Origin of the sequence: Janibacter zhangyanbonis (assembly GCF_050507325.1) — a bacterium.
Taxonomy (GTDB): Bacteria; Actinomycetota; Actinomycetes; order Actinomycetales; family Dermatophilaceae; genus Janibacter.
The window spans coordinates 3,082,304-3,096,406 of sequence record NZ_CP191481.1 but is presented as its reverse complement, the minus strand read 5'-3'; the positions used below and the strand labels follow the sequence as shown (position 1 = coordinate 3,096,406).

Sequence of the window (14,103 nt, the reverse complement as noted above, 5' to 3'; positions counted from 1 at the left end):
GTTGCGAAGTCGTCCTGGGCCGACCGTAGGACGGGGGAGGTTGGTCGAAGGTTGGTCGCGTGCGCACCCACCTACCCGATCGGGTAGGTCTGCTCCGTCGACCTACCGTGCACCCCGACGTGGGGCTACGGTGACCGGATGAGACCGGGAGGGATCACGTCGACGACGACGAGCCGACACCGACACGCGGACCCGGAGTCCGCGTCCGAGGTGACCGGTCCGTCCGACGGCCCCTTCCTCCTGAAGTTCCACGCCCCGGAGATCCTCTTCGGCCCCGGCTCGCTCGACGAATCCGGCCGTGCCGCAGCGCGATTGGGCGCGCAGCGTCCATTCGTCGTCTCGGACCCGGGCATCGTCGAGGCGGGCTGGGTCGACGAGCTCGTCCTGCTCCTCCGGGCCGAGGGTCTCCAGCCGACGGTGTGGACCTCGGTGACTCCCAACCCCAAGGACCACGAGATCGCCGCCGCCTACGAGCGCTACCTCGAGGTGGGTGGTGACGTCATCGTCGCCATCGGAGGGGGTTCCTGTGCCGACGCGGCGAAGGGGGTCGCGGTCCTTGCGGGCAACGGCGGCGACATCCGCGACTATGCGGGTATCGACAAGGTCGACGCGCCGATCCCGCCGGTGCTCATCATCCCGAGCACCTCGGGCACGGGCGCCGACGTCTCGCAGTTCTGCATCGTCACCGACACCGACCGCCGGGTGAAGCTGACGATCATGGGCCGCGCCCTCGTCCCGGACATCTCGATCACCGACCCGCGGCTGCTCACGACGATGCCCGAGGACCTCAACGCCGCGACCGGTCTCGACGCGCTGACCCATGCCGTCGAGTCGTACGTCTCCCGGGCGCACAACCCGATCGCCGACGGTCAGGCGCTGAGCGCCGTGGGGCTCGTCTGCGGCCACCTGCGCGAGACGATGGACCACCCCCTCGACCTCGGGGCACGGGGCAAGATGGCGCAGGCGAGCCTGCAGGCCGGCATGGCCTTCACCAACGCGATCCTCGGCGCGACGCACGCGATGAGCCACCAGGTCGGCGGCCTCCTCGACGCACCCCACGGGGTGATCAACGGCGTGCTGCTGCCGCACGTCATCCGCTACAACGCCCGTGCGGCGCCCGACCGCTTCGTCGGGCTGGCGCGCTCGGCCGGGCTGACCGTCGGCGACGTGCCGGGCGACGAGGCCGCCGAGCTGCTCGCCGACCACGTGCGCCGGCTGGCCGACGACGTCGGCGTCCCGCGGGGCCTGCGCGACCTCGGCGTGCGGGAGGAGGACCTCGACTCCCTCTCGGCGACCACCCTGGAGGACGCCTGCCTGACGACCAACCCGCGGGCGGCCGACCAGGACGACATCCGGGCGCTCTTCCGGGGCGCGCTGTGAGCACCCCGCGGTCGGCCCCCGACCTCGAGGCGCTCACCGGTGTCCGCTCGGGCAAGGGGTCCTACTACCGCGCCTACGTCCGCTCCGACGAGCGCACCCAGCGGGCCGTGCGGGCGATGGACTCGATCTCCCGGGCGCTCGTGCGCACCCACGAGGGTCCGCGAGGACTCCTCGAAGAGGTCGTGCGCGCGGCGGCGTCCCACCTCGAGGCGCAGTGGATGATCCTCGCGATCGCCGACGGCCGGCTCATCGGGGCCCGGCCCCGCGTCCTCGCCCTGGCGAAGGGGGAGACCACCCCCGTCGACGACGAGGAGCAGCTGCCGCCGATGGTGCGCCGCGAGCTGGGCGCGATCCGTGCGGGTCTCGCGGTGCGCACGGCCGACGAGGGGCCGTGGGTGCGGGTGCCGGTCGTGCTCGCCGGGACCCCCGTCGGCGCGCTCGCCGGGCTGCACGGCCTGGCCGCGGACCCCGAGCCCGGCGACCTCGCGGTGCTGCGGATCCTCGCCAACCAGGCCGCCGTCTCGCTGCACACGTCAGAGCAGTATCTCGAGGGCCAGCGCCAGCACCGCCGGGCGCAGAGCCTCTACGACGAGGTGCAGGCGCAGGCCCGCGACCTCGACCAGCGCACCCACGAGCTGCACCGCCTCGAAAAGAGGCTCGAGTTGGCCCGGCAGCGCGAGCTCATCGACACCGAGCGCGGCCGGATCGCCCGCGAGCTGCACGACTCGGTGACGCAGTACGTCCTCTCGGCCGGCATGGCGGTCGAGATCGCGCGGGGCGAGGTCGAGGCACGGTCGGGGACCGCCGACCCGATGCACGAGCAGCTCGTCACCGCCAAGGACCTCACCCAGCAGGCCGTGAGCCAGCTGCGCCGGGCGATCTACGCGCTGAGCCGCTCCCAGGGCGAGACCCTCGCCTCGCTGCCCGACCTCGTCCGCGAGGTCGCCGAGCACCACCGCAGCCACCTGCAGGTCAAGGTCCGCGTCGCGGGCGAGGCCGTGCCGCTGGGCGTCGACGCCGAGCACGACATCGCCCGGGCGGTCGGCGAGGCGATGTTCAACGTCGCGCTCCACGCGCAGGCGACGCGGGCGGTGGTGCGCCTGCACTACCGGCCCGACGAGGTCGTCGCGTCGGTGGCCGACGACGGCTGCGGCGACCCGGTCGTGCTCGGGCGGCTGCTGCGCGTCGAGCGTCGCAGCACCGACGGCAGCCACCGCGGCCTGGCCAACATCGAGGCGCGGGTGGCCGACCTCGGCGGGCGGGTGCGGTTCCGCCGCGCCCGCATCGGGGGAGTGCGGGTCGAGATCCGGGTGCCCGTCCCGTCGGACGGCGAGCGGCACAGCCTCATCGAGCAGCTCGCGCAGGGTGACCGGACCGGTGAGAGGGGACGAGCATGACGACAGCGACGAGCACCACCGACGAGGACGAGATCCGGCTGCTCCTCGTCGACGACCACGCCATCGTGCGCCAGGGCCTGCGCTCGGTGCTCCAGCGCGAGGAGGGCATCCGGGTCGTCGGCGAGGCCGAGGACGCGGCCCGGGCCAAGGAGCTCGTGGCCGAGCTCTCCCCGCAGATGGTCTGCCTCGACCTCAAGCTCTCGACCTCCTCCGACAGCGAGGGCATCGCCCTGTGCGAGGAGCTCACGACGCTCCACCCCGACATCGCGGTGCTCGTGCTGACGACCTTCCTCGACGAGCGGCTCGTGCTGCGGGCGATCCGGGCCGGCGCGCGTGGCTACGTCGTCAAGGACGTCGACACCTCGGGCCTCGTCCGGGCGATCCGTGACGTGAGCCGCGGGGGCAGCGCCTTCGATGCCCGGTCGGCGGCCGCGATGGTCCGCGGGCTGCACGGGGCGGAGGAGGAGCAGCACAAGGAGCTGACGAGCCGCGAGCTCGAGGTCCTGCGGCTGCTCGCGTCGGGCCTGTCCAACAGCAAGATCGGCGCCGAGCTCTTCATCTCCGAGACGACCGCGAAGTTCCACGTCGGCAACATCCTGCGCAAGCTCGGCGTCTCGCGCCGGGCCGAGGCCGTGTACGCGGCCTCCAAGGCCGGCCTGCTCTGACCCCCTTCGCTCAGGCGAGGTCGAGCACGAGCCAGCCCCCGTGGTGCTCCTCGACGGCGAAGGGGAGGCCGGTGCGCAGGCCGTAGGCGGCCAGGTCCTCGCGGGTGAGGGTGCGCACGTGACCCCACAGCTCCTCGGGCTCGTCCTCGTAGGGAACGGCGATGACGACGCGGCGGCGGGCGAGGCGGACCGCCTCGGTGACGACCCGCCAGCCGTGCTGCGGCTCGAGGTGCTCGAGCAGGTGGAGCGCGACGACGGTGTCGGCGCACCCGTCGGGCAGCGGCACGTGGGCGGCGTCCGCGGTGAGCGCCTCCACTGGCGTGCCGAGTTGCGCCGAGACCTGCTCGAGCAGGCGGATCGACCCTGCGGAGACGTCGATGGCCGTCACCTCGCGGGTCCCGGCCTGGCGCAGGGAGAAGAAGCCGAAGCACGAGCCCAGCTCGACGACCGAGTCGCCGACGAGCACCTCCTCGGCGCGCGCGTAGACGGGGGCGTATCCGGCGACCGCGCCATGCATCCCCGCGGAGGGCGAGTCGGCGAGGTCGGTCGCGGCCTCGATCGTGCGCAGGCTCGTGCGGTAGAAGTGCTCCCACGCGCTCAGCGGGTCTCCGGCGGACGTCAGGACGATGCCCGTCATGATCCGCTCGAAGACGTCGGCGCCGCGCAGCCACCCGGGGCCGAAGATCTCCCGGGAGAGCAGCTCCGCGAGACCGGCGTGCACCTCCTCGAGGGGGACGCGGTGCGCGATGGCGACCCGGCCCCCTTCGTGGCTGATGTCGAAGTGCTCGGTCCGCACGGTCCGCAGGGTGCGCCGCGGCAGCTCGCCGTCGGTGCGCACGACCCGGACGAGGTCGTCGACGTAGGCGGGCCGCCCGGGGGCGAGCGGGTCGATGGGCCGCGGCTCGGCGCTCGCGACGACGGGGATCACGTCCCCGCCCCCACGGTCGCGGCGGACACACGCTCGAGCCCGCCGAGGCTGCGCACCACCTGCACGCGGTCGCACGACTCGGCGTAGAGGGGCAGGTCGCAGCTGCCGAGGCCCCACGAGTAGCGCGGCTCGGGCGTGAGCCAGATGACCGAGCGCACCCGCCGGGCGATCTCCTCGAAGACCTCGATCCGCGGGTCGTTGCCGTTGTTGCGCCCGTCGCCGAGGACGATGACCGTCGTGCGCCGGTTGAGCGCGCCGCCGTACTGCTCGAGGAAGACCTCGAAGGCGGACCCGAAGTCGGAGTCGGCGTCGACGTCGAGCACCCCACCCGCGGGCAGGCCGGACATGACGAGCGACAGCGCCTCCTCGACGGGGTGGTCGGCGAAGAGGTCGGTGATCTCGACGCAGTCCTGGACGAAGGCGAAGGAGCGCACCTTGGCCGCGACGGACTGCAGCGAGTGGACGAGGTGGAGCATGAAGCGCGAGGTCTGCCGCACCGACAGCGAGACGTCGCACAGCACGAGCAGCCGCGGCCGGTCCTCGACCTTGCTCACCGTGACGGGGCGGAAGGGCACGCCGTCGTAGCGCATGTTGCGGCGCATCGTCAGCCGGCCGTCGATCGTCCCGCGGGCCGCGGTGTGCCGCCGGGGGCGGGGCGCGCCGTGCAGCGAGCGCAGCAGCCGGCGGATCGAGTCCTCGAGCGCGGCCCGGTCGGCCTCGTCGACGGTCTCGGCCTGGGCCGCCTCGATCTCGCGCATCTCCAGCTCGGCCTCGCGGGCCATGAGCTCCTCGAGGAACCCCTTGAGCCGCTCGGGCAGCGCGTCGAGGAAGGGCTGCAGCGCCTCGCGCAGCGCCGCCATCTCCGGTCCCTCGTCCTCGTCGCCCTCGGGCAGGTCGGAGGACTCGTCGAGCCACGCGAGCAGGGCCATCTCCTGCGCGACGCTCAGCTCGGCGTCGACCTGCATGCCCGGCCGGCGGGCGAGATCGCCGGGCGCCCCCGGGTTGTGCAGCCGCGAGGTGCTGATCTGCACGCGCGCGGCCTCGTCGGGGCCGGCCTGGGTCCCGTCGGACAGGACGATCTCGTCGGTGAGGTTGGCCATGTCGAGGCGGTTGGCCTCCTGGTGCAGGTTGTACTGCTGGGCCATGTCCTCGGGCCGGAAGAAGTCGTGCAGATCGATCGGCTTGCCGTGGGAGTGACCGTCCTGAGGCATGTCGCCCGGCTCCTCTGACAGGGAGAACTCGGTGAGCTCGCCGTCGTCGGAGAGGTCGTCGTGGCTGTGCCCGTGCTCGGGGTCCTGGGTGAGCACCGGCCGCAGCGAGAAGAAGCGGTCGAAGGTCTCGTCGAAGACCGGCATGTCCCGGCGGTCCTTGATGAGGCTGACCGCGAGGGCGGCCCGGAGGACCTCGCGGTCCTCCAGGACGCCCGGCTGCGCGGCGGCTTTCAGCCCGTCGATGGCCTCGGCGACGCTCGCCGGGACACCGCGCAGCCGCAGGATCCGCACGAAGCGGTGGAGGGTGGTCTCCATCGTCGCTCCCTCCTCACAGGGGGCGCTTGCGCGCGCCCCGACCGGCGAAGGAGCGGTCGCCCTGACCCGGTGTCACCTTGCGGGAGGTCCCGAGACCCCCGGGTGCTCCGTAGTAGTCGGTGTCGTGGCGGCCGGGGGCGTCCTTCGCCTTGCGGGCCTCGCGCCCGTCGACGTCGTCGTCCCCGTGGTCGGAGCCGTGGGGATGAGGGTGGTCGTGCGTGTGGTCGTGCCCGTGCCCGTGGTCGTGCCCCTCGGGGACGACGGCATTGGGGTCGACGAGCTTGGGCAGCGCCTCGCCGGCACGGCGCAAATCGCGGTCGTACTTGACGACGACGCTCAGCGTGTCCGACAGCAGGGTCGCGTCGAGCTCGTCGACCCCGAGGACGGCGAGCGTGCGCGCCCAGTCGATGGTCTCGGAGATGCTCGGCGCCTTGCGCAGCTCGAGCTCGCGCAGGCCGCGGACGATCTCGACGAGGCGCGCGGCGAGCGCGTCCTGCAGCCCGGTCTCCTTGGAGCGCAGGATGTCCAGCTCGCGCTCGGGGCTCGGGTAGTCGAGGAAGAGGTGCAGGCAGCGGCGCTTGAGCGCGGCCGACAGGTCGCGGGTGTTGTTGGAGGTCAGCACGACGAGCGGCAGGTGCGTCGCCTCGATCGTCCCGATCTCGGGGATGGAGATCTGGAACTCGGAGAGCAGCTCGAGCAGGACCGCCTCGAGGGCCTCGTCGGCGCGGTCGACCTCGTCGATGAGCAGCACGACGGGCTCCTCGCTCGTGATCGCCTCGAGGAGCGGGCGGGCGGCGAGGAAGCGCTCGGAGAAGAAGATGCTGTCGTGCGCCGAGATCCGGTCGACGGCCTCGGTGAGGTCGGCGGCGTCGGAGACGATCTGCCCGATCTTCTCCCGCAGGATCTGCGTGTAGAGCAGCTGCTTGCCGTAGTCCCACTCGTAGAGGGCCTTCGACTCGTCCTGGCCCTCGTAGCACTGCAGGCGGATGAGGCGGCGTCCGGTCACCTCGGCGAGGCTCTGGGCCAGCTGCGTCTTGCCCACGCCGGCCGGCCCCTCGAGGAGGACTGGCTTCTCCAGGCGGGTCTGGAGGAAGACGGTGGTCGCGAGCTTGCGGTCGGCGAGGTACCCGTGCTCGCGGAACTTCTCGATGGTGTCCTCGACGCTCGCGAGGGCGGGCACGGCGTCCGTCGTGGTGGTGGACATGGCGCTCCTGTCGGTGGTTCGTCCGGGGGTGCGGCGGTCCCCCTTCGTCCTCCTACCCGGTGGGGACGAAGGGGGACCGCCGCGGCTTGGTGAGGTGCGTCAGCTGATGAGGTCGTCGAGGTCACCGGTCATGCAGTGCTCGACGACGGGGCGCACGGTCTCGAAGGTGCACTCCTTGGCGTTGCCCGGGGTGCAGGCGTCGCCGAGGACGTGGTTGGTGATGCGGTCGACGTCCGCGGCGTCACCCTTGATCTCCGGGGAGTTCTTGTAGTACTCCGTCGGCCCGGTGCCCAGGCGGTTCTTGGAGTAGCTGTCCTGGGTGACGTCGACGAAGCGCTCGGGGATGCCCACGTCGCGCAGCAGCCGGATCGACGCCTCGAGCGCGGCGTCGGCGGCCTGCACCTTGGTCATGCCGTGGGTGTCGATGCCCATGGCCTCCGCGATGTCGGCGAAGCGGCCGTAGCAGGCGGGCATGTTGAAGGCCCACACGCGCGGCAGGGCGATGGCGTTGTTGAGCCCGTGGTGCGTGTCGTAGAAGGCGCTCACCGCGTGGCTGATCGAGTGGATGATGCCGAGGCCACCGGAGTTGAAGGCCTGGGCGGCGATGTACTGGGCGTACATCATGCCCTCGCGGCCCTTGAGGTCCTGACCGTTCCAGACCGCCTCGCGCAGGTTCTCGGAGGTGAGCTTGATGGCGCGGATCGCGTTGCCGAGCGAGGGCTCGAAGTTCAGCCGCGAGACGTAGGGCTCGGAGGCGTGCGCGAGGACGTCGAACCCGCACTGGGCGGTGTAGTCGATCGGGCAGTCGTAGTAGAGCACCGGGTCGTCGACGGCGAGGCTGGCGACGGACGCGTCGTCGAAGGCGACGTACTTGTGGGGGTTGTCCGGGTCGGTCGTCGTGTCGGTGATGACGTAGGCCCACGAGGTCTCGGAGCCGGTGCCGGCCGTGGTGGAGACCGCGATGTGCGGCGGGTTCTTCGGGTTCTCGGACATGTTGAAGCCCTCGAACTCGTTGACATTGCGACCGTCGTGCGCGACGGAGATGCGCGCGCCCTTGCAGGCGTCGTGCGCGGAGCCGCCGCCGATGGAGACGAAGGAGTCGCAGGCGTTTTCCTGGTACAGCGCCACGGAGTCCATGACGTTGTAGTCCTTGGGGTTGGACTCGACCTTGTCGTAGACGACGACCTCGAGGCCGTGGTACCTCATCGACTCGACGATGTTCTTGACGATGTCCGTGCCGCGCAGGCCGGTCGTCATGACGAGCGTCTTGCGGAAGCCGAGCTTGAGGGCCTCCGGACCGATCATCTCCCAGGCGCCGGGACCCATCATGGCGCGCGGGAAGGGGTGGAACTCCTTGATCGGGAATGGCTTGAGCAGATCATCAACCTGCATGGCGGGTCTCCTTTGACCGGGGGTGGGTTGCTCTCGGAACCTAGGGCGGCGGTGCACCGGCCGGACAGTCCAGAGTCCAGATCCCCACCCCCGTGGCAGGTACCCACCTGCCCGATCGGGCAGGGCCCTGCAGAGCGCCCGGACGTGGGTCATCGCCCCGCGGTGCCGGCTCGGCTCGTGGGGCGAAGGGAGGGCCGCCGTCAGCCGCCGGGACGGCGGGGCAGGAGGGCTCCGAGGGACCGGGCTCGCGCGGCGCCGACCCAGAGGCCGGCGCCGTAGGCGAGGTCGTCGAGGCGGCGGCTGATCGGGTCGTAGGTCGCCTCGGGGTGGTCGGTCCGGGCGACGACGACGTCGACGAGCAGCGAGGTGACGAGGGCTCGACGCACGGTGCTGCTGCGGGTCGCGGCGACGGCGGCGAGCGGCCACCAGTGGCGCAGCAGCAGCGCGGTCTCCTGCCGGACGGCCCAGCCCAGGCCCTGGGCGCCGAGGCGCACGGCGAGCTCGCGCCGCTGCGGCCCCTCGGGCAGTCGTCGGTCGAGCGAGCGCACGCCCCAGAGCAGGCCGAAGCCGGCCACGGGCAGCGACCAGCGGCGGCGGGCGAGCACGGCCGCGGCGGTGACGGCCATCGTCGCGGACATGACGGCGGGGGCGCCCTTGCGCCCGTGGCGGGCGGCGAGGCCGGCGCCGCCGGTGCCGTAGAGGAACTTGCGGCCGAGCCAGCCGCCGACGGTGGCGCGGGTGTCGTGCCAGGCGATCTCGTCGGGGTCGTAGCGCACGGTCTGGCCGGCGTCGACGAGCCGCCAGACGAGGTCGACGTCCTCGCCGACGCGCATGTCCTCGGCGAAGCCGCCGGCGGCGCGCAGCCGCTCGACGCGTGCCACGAGGCAGGCGCTGGGCAGCCACCCGACGGCGGCTCCCGGCCGTACGGAGCAGGCGCGGCGTCCGAGGGCGAGCGAGGAGACCTGCTCGTCGTAGCGCTCGAACCACGCGGGGTCGTCGGCGCGGGCCCGGCTGCGCACGAGGGGCCCGACGAGCGCTACCTGGTCGTCGGCGAAGTGTCGGGCCAGCCGGCGCAGCATCGCAGCGTCGGCCTGGACGTCGGAGTCGACGAGCGCGACGAAGGGGGTCTCCACCGCGAGAACGCCGGCGTTGCGGGCCCCGGCGGGGCCGAGGTTGACGGGCAGGGAGATGACCCGCGCGCCGTGGTCGGCGGCGACCCGGGCGACCGCGTCGGGGTCGTGCGATGCATCGTCGACGACGATGCAGCGCAACCCGTCGAGGGCGTCGAGGGCTCGTGCGAGCTGCTCGGGCCGGTCGCGGATCGGGATGACGACGGTGATCTCCGACGGGTCGGGGCCGGCGCCGTGGAGCACGGGGTCGGCGAGGTTGCCGTCGACGAGGCGGGCGACGAGGGGCTCGTCGGCGGGGCCGCGCACGACGAGGCGACCGTCGACGACGCGCTCGCGGGCGGCGGCGCCCAGGCGCACGGCCCGCAGCGGGGAGCCGCCGACGAGCAGGCCGTCGTCGTAGGCCCGCACGTCGTGGCGGATCCGGGCCTCGTAGCCGGGGGCAAACCGGGCGGTCATCCGCTGAACCCCCCGTCGGCGGCGACGACGCCGCCGTTGAGCGCGGCTCCGGCGGGGGAGCAGCACAGGCTCACGGTGGCGGCGATCTCGTCGGGGTCGAGGGGGCGGCGGAGCAGCTGGTGCTCGGCGAGGTGCTCGCTCGTCGTGCCGTAGAGGGCGGCCGTCGCCGCGAGCATCGGGGTGTCGGTGCCGCCGGGGCTCACGGCGACGGCGGTGACGCCGGTGCCGACGAGGTCGGCGGCGAGCCCGCGCACCATGCCGACGACGGCGTGCTTGGCGGCGTTGTAGGCGGCGAGGTGGAAGAGGCCGCGCCCTCCGGCCGCGGAGGCGATGGCGACGAACCGGCCGCCCGAGGGGTCCGGCCCAGCGAGCATCGCGGGGACGGCGGCGGCCGCGGTGTGCCAGACGCCGAGCGCGTCGACCTGCCAGAGCAGGTCGAGCTGGTCGGTCGGTGTCTCCCAGAGGGGTTGGCCTCCGGCGACGATCCCGGCGGCGGCGACCGCGGCGTCGAGCCGCCCCCACCGCTCGACGGCGTCGACGACCGCGTCGGCCACGGCCGCGGGGTCGCGCACGTCGGCGACCCGGGTGACGACCCGGCCGCCGGCTCGCGGGTCGGCGGCGACCGACTCGAGGTCGTCGACCGTCGGCATCGGGTAGGGGTGGGCGGTGGGGCCGGCGCACGCGTCGAGCGCGAGGACGTCGTAGCCCTCCTCCGCGAGACGAAGGGCGGTCGCCGCCCCCATGCCGCGGGCGGCCCCGGTGACGAGCGCGACCCGGTTCATGACGACGGTTCCACCGTGGGCTCCAGGGCCTGCTCGACGACGTCGTCGACCATCGCGGTGAGGACCGAATTACCCTCGGCGGCGCTCGCTCCGGTCGGGTCGCCGAGCACGCCGTTGGGCGAGACGGCGATGACCCCGCCGGACATCATCGCGGGCAGGATCTCGGCGAGGGGCCGGCAGTCGCCGGGCTCGGCGCGGTCGAGACGGACGGACTCGGGGCGCAGGTGGAGCAGAAGCGAGGTCTCGGTCCGCCCGGCGTGCAGGTCCACGCTCTCGGTGGCGCACGCGGCCCAGTCGACGTCGTGGCCCTCGTCGACGAGCTGCCCCACGGCGGCGGTCAGCGCCTGGCTGTTGCCGCCGTGCCCGTTGACGAGCAGCACCCGTGGGGCCCAGGTGCGGGCCGAGCGGACGAGCTCGACGACGACCTGGCGCAGGACTTCGGTGCCGATCGAGATGGTCCCGGGGAAGTGCTGGTGCTCGCCGCTCGACCCGAGCGCGACGACGGGCGCGACCCACGCCGTCGTCCCCGCGGCGGTGAGCCGCTCGGCCACGCCCTGGGCGACGGCGGTGGCGATGAGCGCGTCGGTGTCGAGCGGCAGGTGCGGGCCGTGCTGCTCGAGCGACCCGACCGGCACGACGAGGAGGTCCACCCCTTCGGCCTCCGCGGAGGCAAGGTGGGCCAGCTCGCGCGGCCGGTCGGGGGAGGGCATGCCCGTCAGCGCGTCGTCGCGGCCGCGGGCACACCGAGCTCGCGGTGGAAACCCTCGGGGACGAGCAGGTGCTCGGGGCCCAGCTCGGCGACGGAGGAGAGGGCGAGGCCGCGCAGCGCGGAGTCGACGCCGCCGTTGAGCAGGTCGAGGACGTTTTCCACCCCGGCCTGGCCGTTGGCGGCGAGCCCCCAGAGGTAGGCCCGGCCGATGAGGACGGCCTTGGCGCCGAGGGCGAGGGCCTTGACGACGTCGGAGCCGCGGCGGATGCCGCCGTCCATGACGACGTCGACCTGGTGGCCAACCCGCTGTGAGATCGGGTGGACCATGCGGATCGCGGCGGGGGTGCCGTCGAGGTTGTTGCCTCCGTGGTTGGACACCGAGATGCCGGCGACACCGACGTCGACCGCGCGCAGTGCGTCGTCGACGCGGGAGACGCCCTTGAGGACGAAGGGGGTGCCGCTGATCTGCGACCACTGCTCCCGCATCCACGCGACGTCCTGCCAGGAGGGCGGCGGCGTGGTCATCCACTCGTAGTAGGCACCGAAGAAGGTCGGCGCCTCCCCTCCGGGCGGGGTGAGGTTGGGCGCGGTGAGGTCGGGCAGCTTGCCGGTGTCGATGAACTGGCGGCCGAAGTCGACGAGCCAGCGAGGCTTCGTCGCGACCTGCGGGGCGAGCCGGATCATCGCCTTGAGGTCGACCTTCTCGGGGATCTCCGGGCTGCCCCAGTCACGGCCGATGGAGAAGGACCAGTCGAGGGTGGCGATGAGGCCCTTGGCGCCGGCCTCGTGGGCGCGGGTCATCCGCTGGATCATCGTGTCGCGGTCGCCGGTCCAGTACATCTGGAAGAAGGTCGTCGCTCCGGTGTCGCAGACCTCCTCGACGGACTTCGAGGCGAAGTTGGACAGGCCCATGATCGTGCCGCGGGCCGCGGCGGCCCGGGCGACGGCGACCTCGCCGTCGGGGTGGACCGCCTGGACGCCGGTGGGGCTGATGATGACCGGCGAGCCGATCTGCTGGCCGAAGACGGTCGTCGACTGGTCACGCTCGGGCTGCTGGCCGACGACGTGCGGAGCCAAGCCGATCTCGGCGAAGGCGCTCTGGTTGTCGTCGCGACTCTGGCCGCGCTCCGACCCGGCGACGAGTGCGCCGTAGACGGGAGCGGGCAGCTTTTTGCGGGCGCGCTCCTGGGCGACGGCGACGGACTCGAACCAGGGGTTCTGCTTCCAGGGGTTGGTGAGCCACTCGGGCTTGTTCATCGTCTCGTCCTCGTCATCGAGGGTCGAAGCCAGCGAGCGGGCTCTCGGCGCACGGCGAGACCGGACGCGGCGGGGCAGCGGTCTCCCCTTCGGGCCGGCGGCGCATGAGCTTGAGCATCACGGGCTCGTTGCGGGTGGGGTTGGCCTTGGAGTGGTCCTGGCTGGCGGCGGGCACGGTGCGCTCGCCCGAGAGGGCGGACTCGCCGTAGCCCTGGACGCACTCCGGGTCGGGGCCGTCGAGCGGCAGGCCGGTGAAGAACTTCGCGGCCATGCAGCCGCCGCGGCAGCTGTCGAAGTGGGCGCACTTCGAGCAGGCGCCACCGGTCTGAGGGGAGCGCAGCTCGCGGAAGAGCTCGGAGTCGCGCCACACCCCGCCGAAGCCGCCGTCGGTGAGCAGGTTCCCGGCGTGGAACTGGTCGTGGATCGCGAAGGGGCACGCGTAGACGTCACCGACGGGGTCGATGAGGCAGACGACGCGGCCGGCGCCGCAGAGGTTGAGCCCGGGCAGGGACTCGCCGAAGGCCGCAAGGTGGAAGAAGGAGTCGCCGGTGAGCACGTCCTCTCCGTGAGCCATGAGCCAGTCGTAGAGCACCCGCTGCTGCTCCGGCAACGGGTGCAGTTCGTCCCACACGTCGGCGCCGCGGCCCGAGGGACGCAGCCGGGTCAGGCGCAGCGTGGCGCCGTAGCGGTCGGCGATGGCCTTGAAGTCGTCGAGCTGGCTGATGTTCTGTCGGGTGCAGACGACGGAGATCTTGGCGTCACCGAACCCGGCGGCCTGCAGGTTGTCGAGGGCACGCAGCGCCATGTCGTAGGAGCCGGGGCCGCGGACGTAGTCGTTGACCTCGGCGGTCGCGCCGTCGAGGGAGATCTGTACGTCGACGTAGTCGGTCGCGGCGAGGAAGGCCGCGCGCTCGGGGGTGATCCGGGCGCCGTTCGTCGAGAACTTCACGCCCACGTCGTGGGCGACCGCGTACTCGAGCAGCTCCCAGAAGTCGGGGCGGATCGTCGGCTCACCACCGCCGATGTTGACGTAGAAGACCTGCATCCGCTGCAACTCGTCGATGACGGCCTTGCACTGCTCGGTGCTCAACTCGCGCGGGTCTCGCCGACCCGAGCTGGAGAGGCAGTGGGCGCACTCGAGGTTGCAGGCGTAGGTCAGCTCCCAGGTCAGGCAGATCGGGGCGTCGAGGCCGAACTCGAACTGCTCGACGAGGGTGCCGCCCTCGGGGCGGGCTGGTGCCTGCCGGGCCGCGGGTCGGTCGGTGGTGAGGGTCATG

At 72.7% G+C, this 14,103-nt stretch carries 12 protein-coding genes; 3 read left to right on the top strand and 9 right to left on the bottom strand.

Translation table 11 applies throughout. The features are described 5' to 3' along the window. Positions 1 to 138: 138 nt before the first annotated feature. The 3 genes from ACQBJO_RS15220 to ACQBJO_RS15210 are packed head-to-tail and all read left to right on the top strand — an operon-like array spanning position 139 to position 3,442. Positions 139 to 1,380, top strand: coding sequence for an iron-containing alcohol dehydrogenase (locus ACQBJO_RS15220; RefSeq protein WP_255184527.1), 1,242 nt, complete (start codon positions 139 to 141; stop codon positions 1,378 to 1,380). Further along, the gene (locus tag ACQBJO_RS15215; RefSeq protein ID WP_421008874.1) at positions 1,377 to 2,777 is read left to right on the top strand and encodes a MadS family sensor histidine kinase; all 1,401 of its coding nucleotides are present in this window, start codon (positions 1,377 to 1,379) and stop codon (positions 2,775 to 2,777) included. The genes ACQBJO_RS15220 and ACQBJO_RS15215 overlap by 4 nt, the downstream gene beginning before the upstream one ends. Next, positions 2,774 to 3,442 carry a MadR family response regulator transcription factor gene (locus ACQBJO_RS15210; RefSeq protein ID WP_421008873.1) on the top strand — a complete coding sequence of 223 codons (669 nt, stop codon included), beginning with the start codon at positions 2,774 to 2,776 and terminating at the stop codon, positions 3,440 to 3,442. Before ACQBJO_RS15215 ends, ACQBJO_RS15210 begins: the two co-directional genes overlap by 4 nt. Before the next feature lie 10 nt (positions 3,443 to 3,452). Here the strand turns inward: ACQBJO_RS15210 and mftM are convergent, their stop codons facing one another. The 9 genes from mftM to mftC form a co-directional block, all read right to left on the bottom strand. After that, a complete protein-coding gene (gene mftM / locus ACQBJO_RS15205) occupies positions 3,453 to 4,370 on the bottom strand; it encodes a mycofactocin oligosaccharide methyltransferase MftM (protein WP_421008872.1) in 918 nt (305 codons plus the stop codon). Next, positions 4,367 to 5,896 (bottom strand): VWA domain-containing protein, encoded by a 1,530-nt coding sequence (locus ACQBJO_RS15200; RefSeq protein WP_421008871.1) that lies wholly within the window; start codon positions 5,894 to 5,896, stop codon positions 4,367 to 4,369. Before ACQBJO_RS15200 ends, mftM begins: the two co-directional genes overlap by 4 nt. Positions 5,897 to 5,909: 13 nt before the next feature. Then, positions 5,910 to 7,100, bottom strand: a complete 1,191-nt coding sequence (locus ACQBJO_RS15195; RefSeq protein ID WP_255184522.1) for an AAA family ATPase — start codon at positions 7,098 to 7,100, stop codon at positions 5,910 to 5,912. A 99-nt stretch (positions 7,101 to 7,199) separates the two neighbouring features. Then, entirely contained in the window at positions 7,200 to 8,492 is a 1,293-nt protein-coding gene (gene mdo / locus ACQBJO_RS15190; protein WP_255184521.1) for an NDMA-dependent methanol dehydrogenase, read from the bottom strand. Between the two features lie 200 nt (positions 8,493 to 8,692). Then, positions 8,693 to 10,078 carry a mycofactocin biosynthesis glycosyltransferase MftF gene (mftF, locus tag ACQBJO_RS15185; RefSeq protein WP_421008870.1) on the bottom strand — a complete coding sequence of 462 codons (1,386 nt, stop codon included), beginning with the start codon at positions 10,076 to 10,078 and terminating at the stop codon, positions 8,693 to 8,695. Further along, positions 10,075 to 10,860 carry a mycofactocin-coupled SDR family oxidoreductase gene (locus ACQBJO_RS15180; protein WP_084449795.1) on the bottom strand — a complete coding sequence of 262 codons (786 nt, stop codon included), beginning with the start codon at positions 10,858 to 10,860 and terminating at the stop codon, positions 10,075 to 10,077. The genes mftF and ACQBJO_RS15180 overlap by 4 nt, the downstream gene beginning before the upstream one ends. After that, positions 10,857 to 11,570 carry a mycofactocin biosynthesis peptidyl-dipeptidase MftE gene (mftE, locus tag ACQBJO_RS15175; protein ID WP_255184519.1) on the bottom strand — a complete coding sequence of 238 codons (714 nt, stop codon included), beginning with the start codon at positions 11,568 to 11,570 and terminating at the stop codon, positions 10,857 to 10,859. The genes ACQBJO_RS15180 and mftE overlap by 4 nt, the downstream gene beginning before the upstream one ends. A gap of 5 nt (positions 11,571 to 11,575) precedes the next feature. After that, positions 11,576 to 12,826, bottom strand: coding sequence for a pre-mycofactocin synthase MftD (gene mftD / locus ACQBJO_RS15170; protein WP_084449797.1), 1,251 nt, complete (start codon positions 12,824 to 12,826; stop codon positions 11,576 to 11,578). A gap of 13 nt (positions 12,827 to 12,839) precedes the next feature. Further along, complete coding sequence (gene mftC / locus ACQBJO_RS15165) at positions 12,840 to 14,102, bottom strand: mycofactocin radical SAM maturase (RefSeq protein WP_068328741.1); 1,263 nt, start codon at positions 14,100 to 14,102, stop codon at positions 12,840 to 12,842. Position 14,103 lies beyond the last annotated feature (1 nt).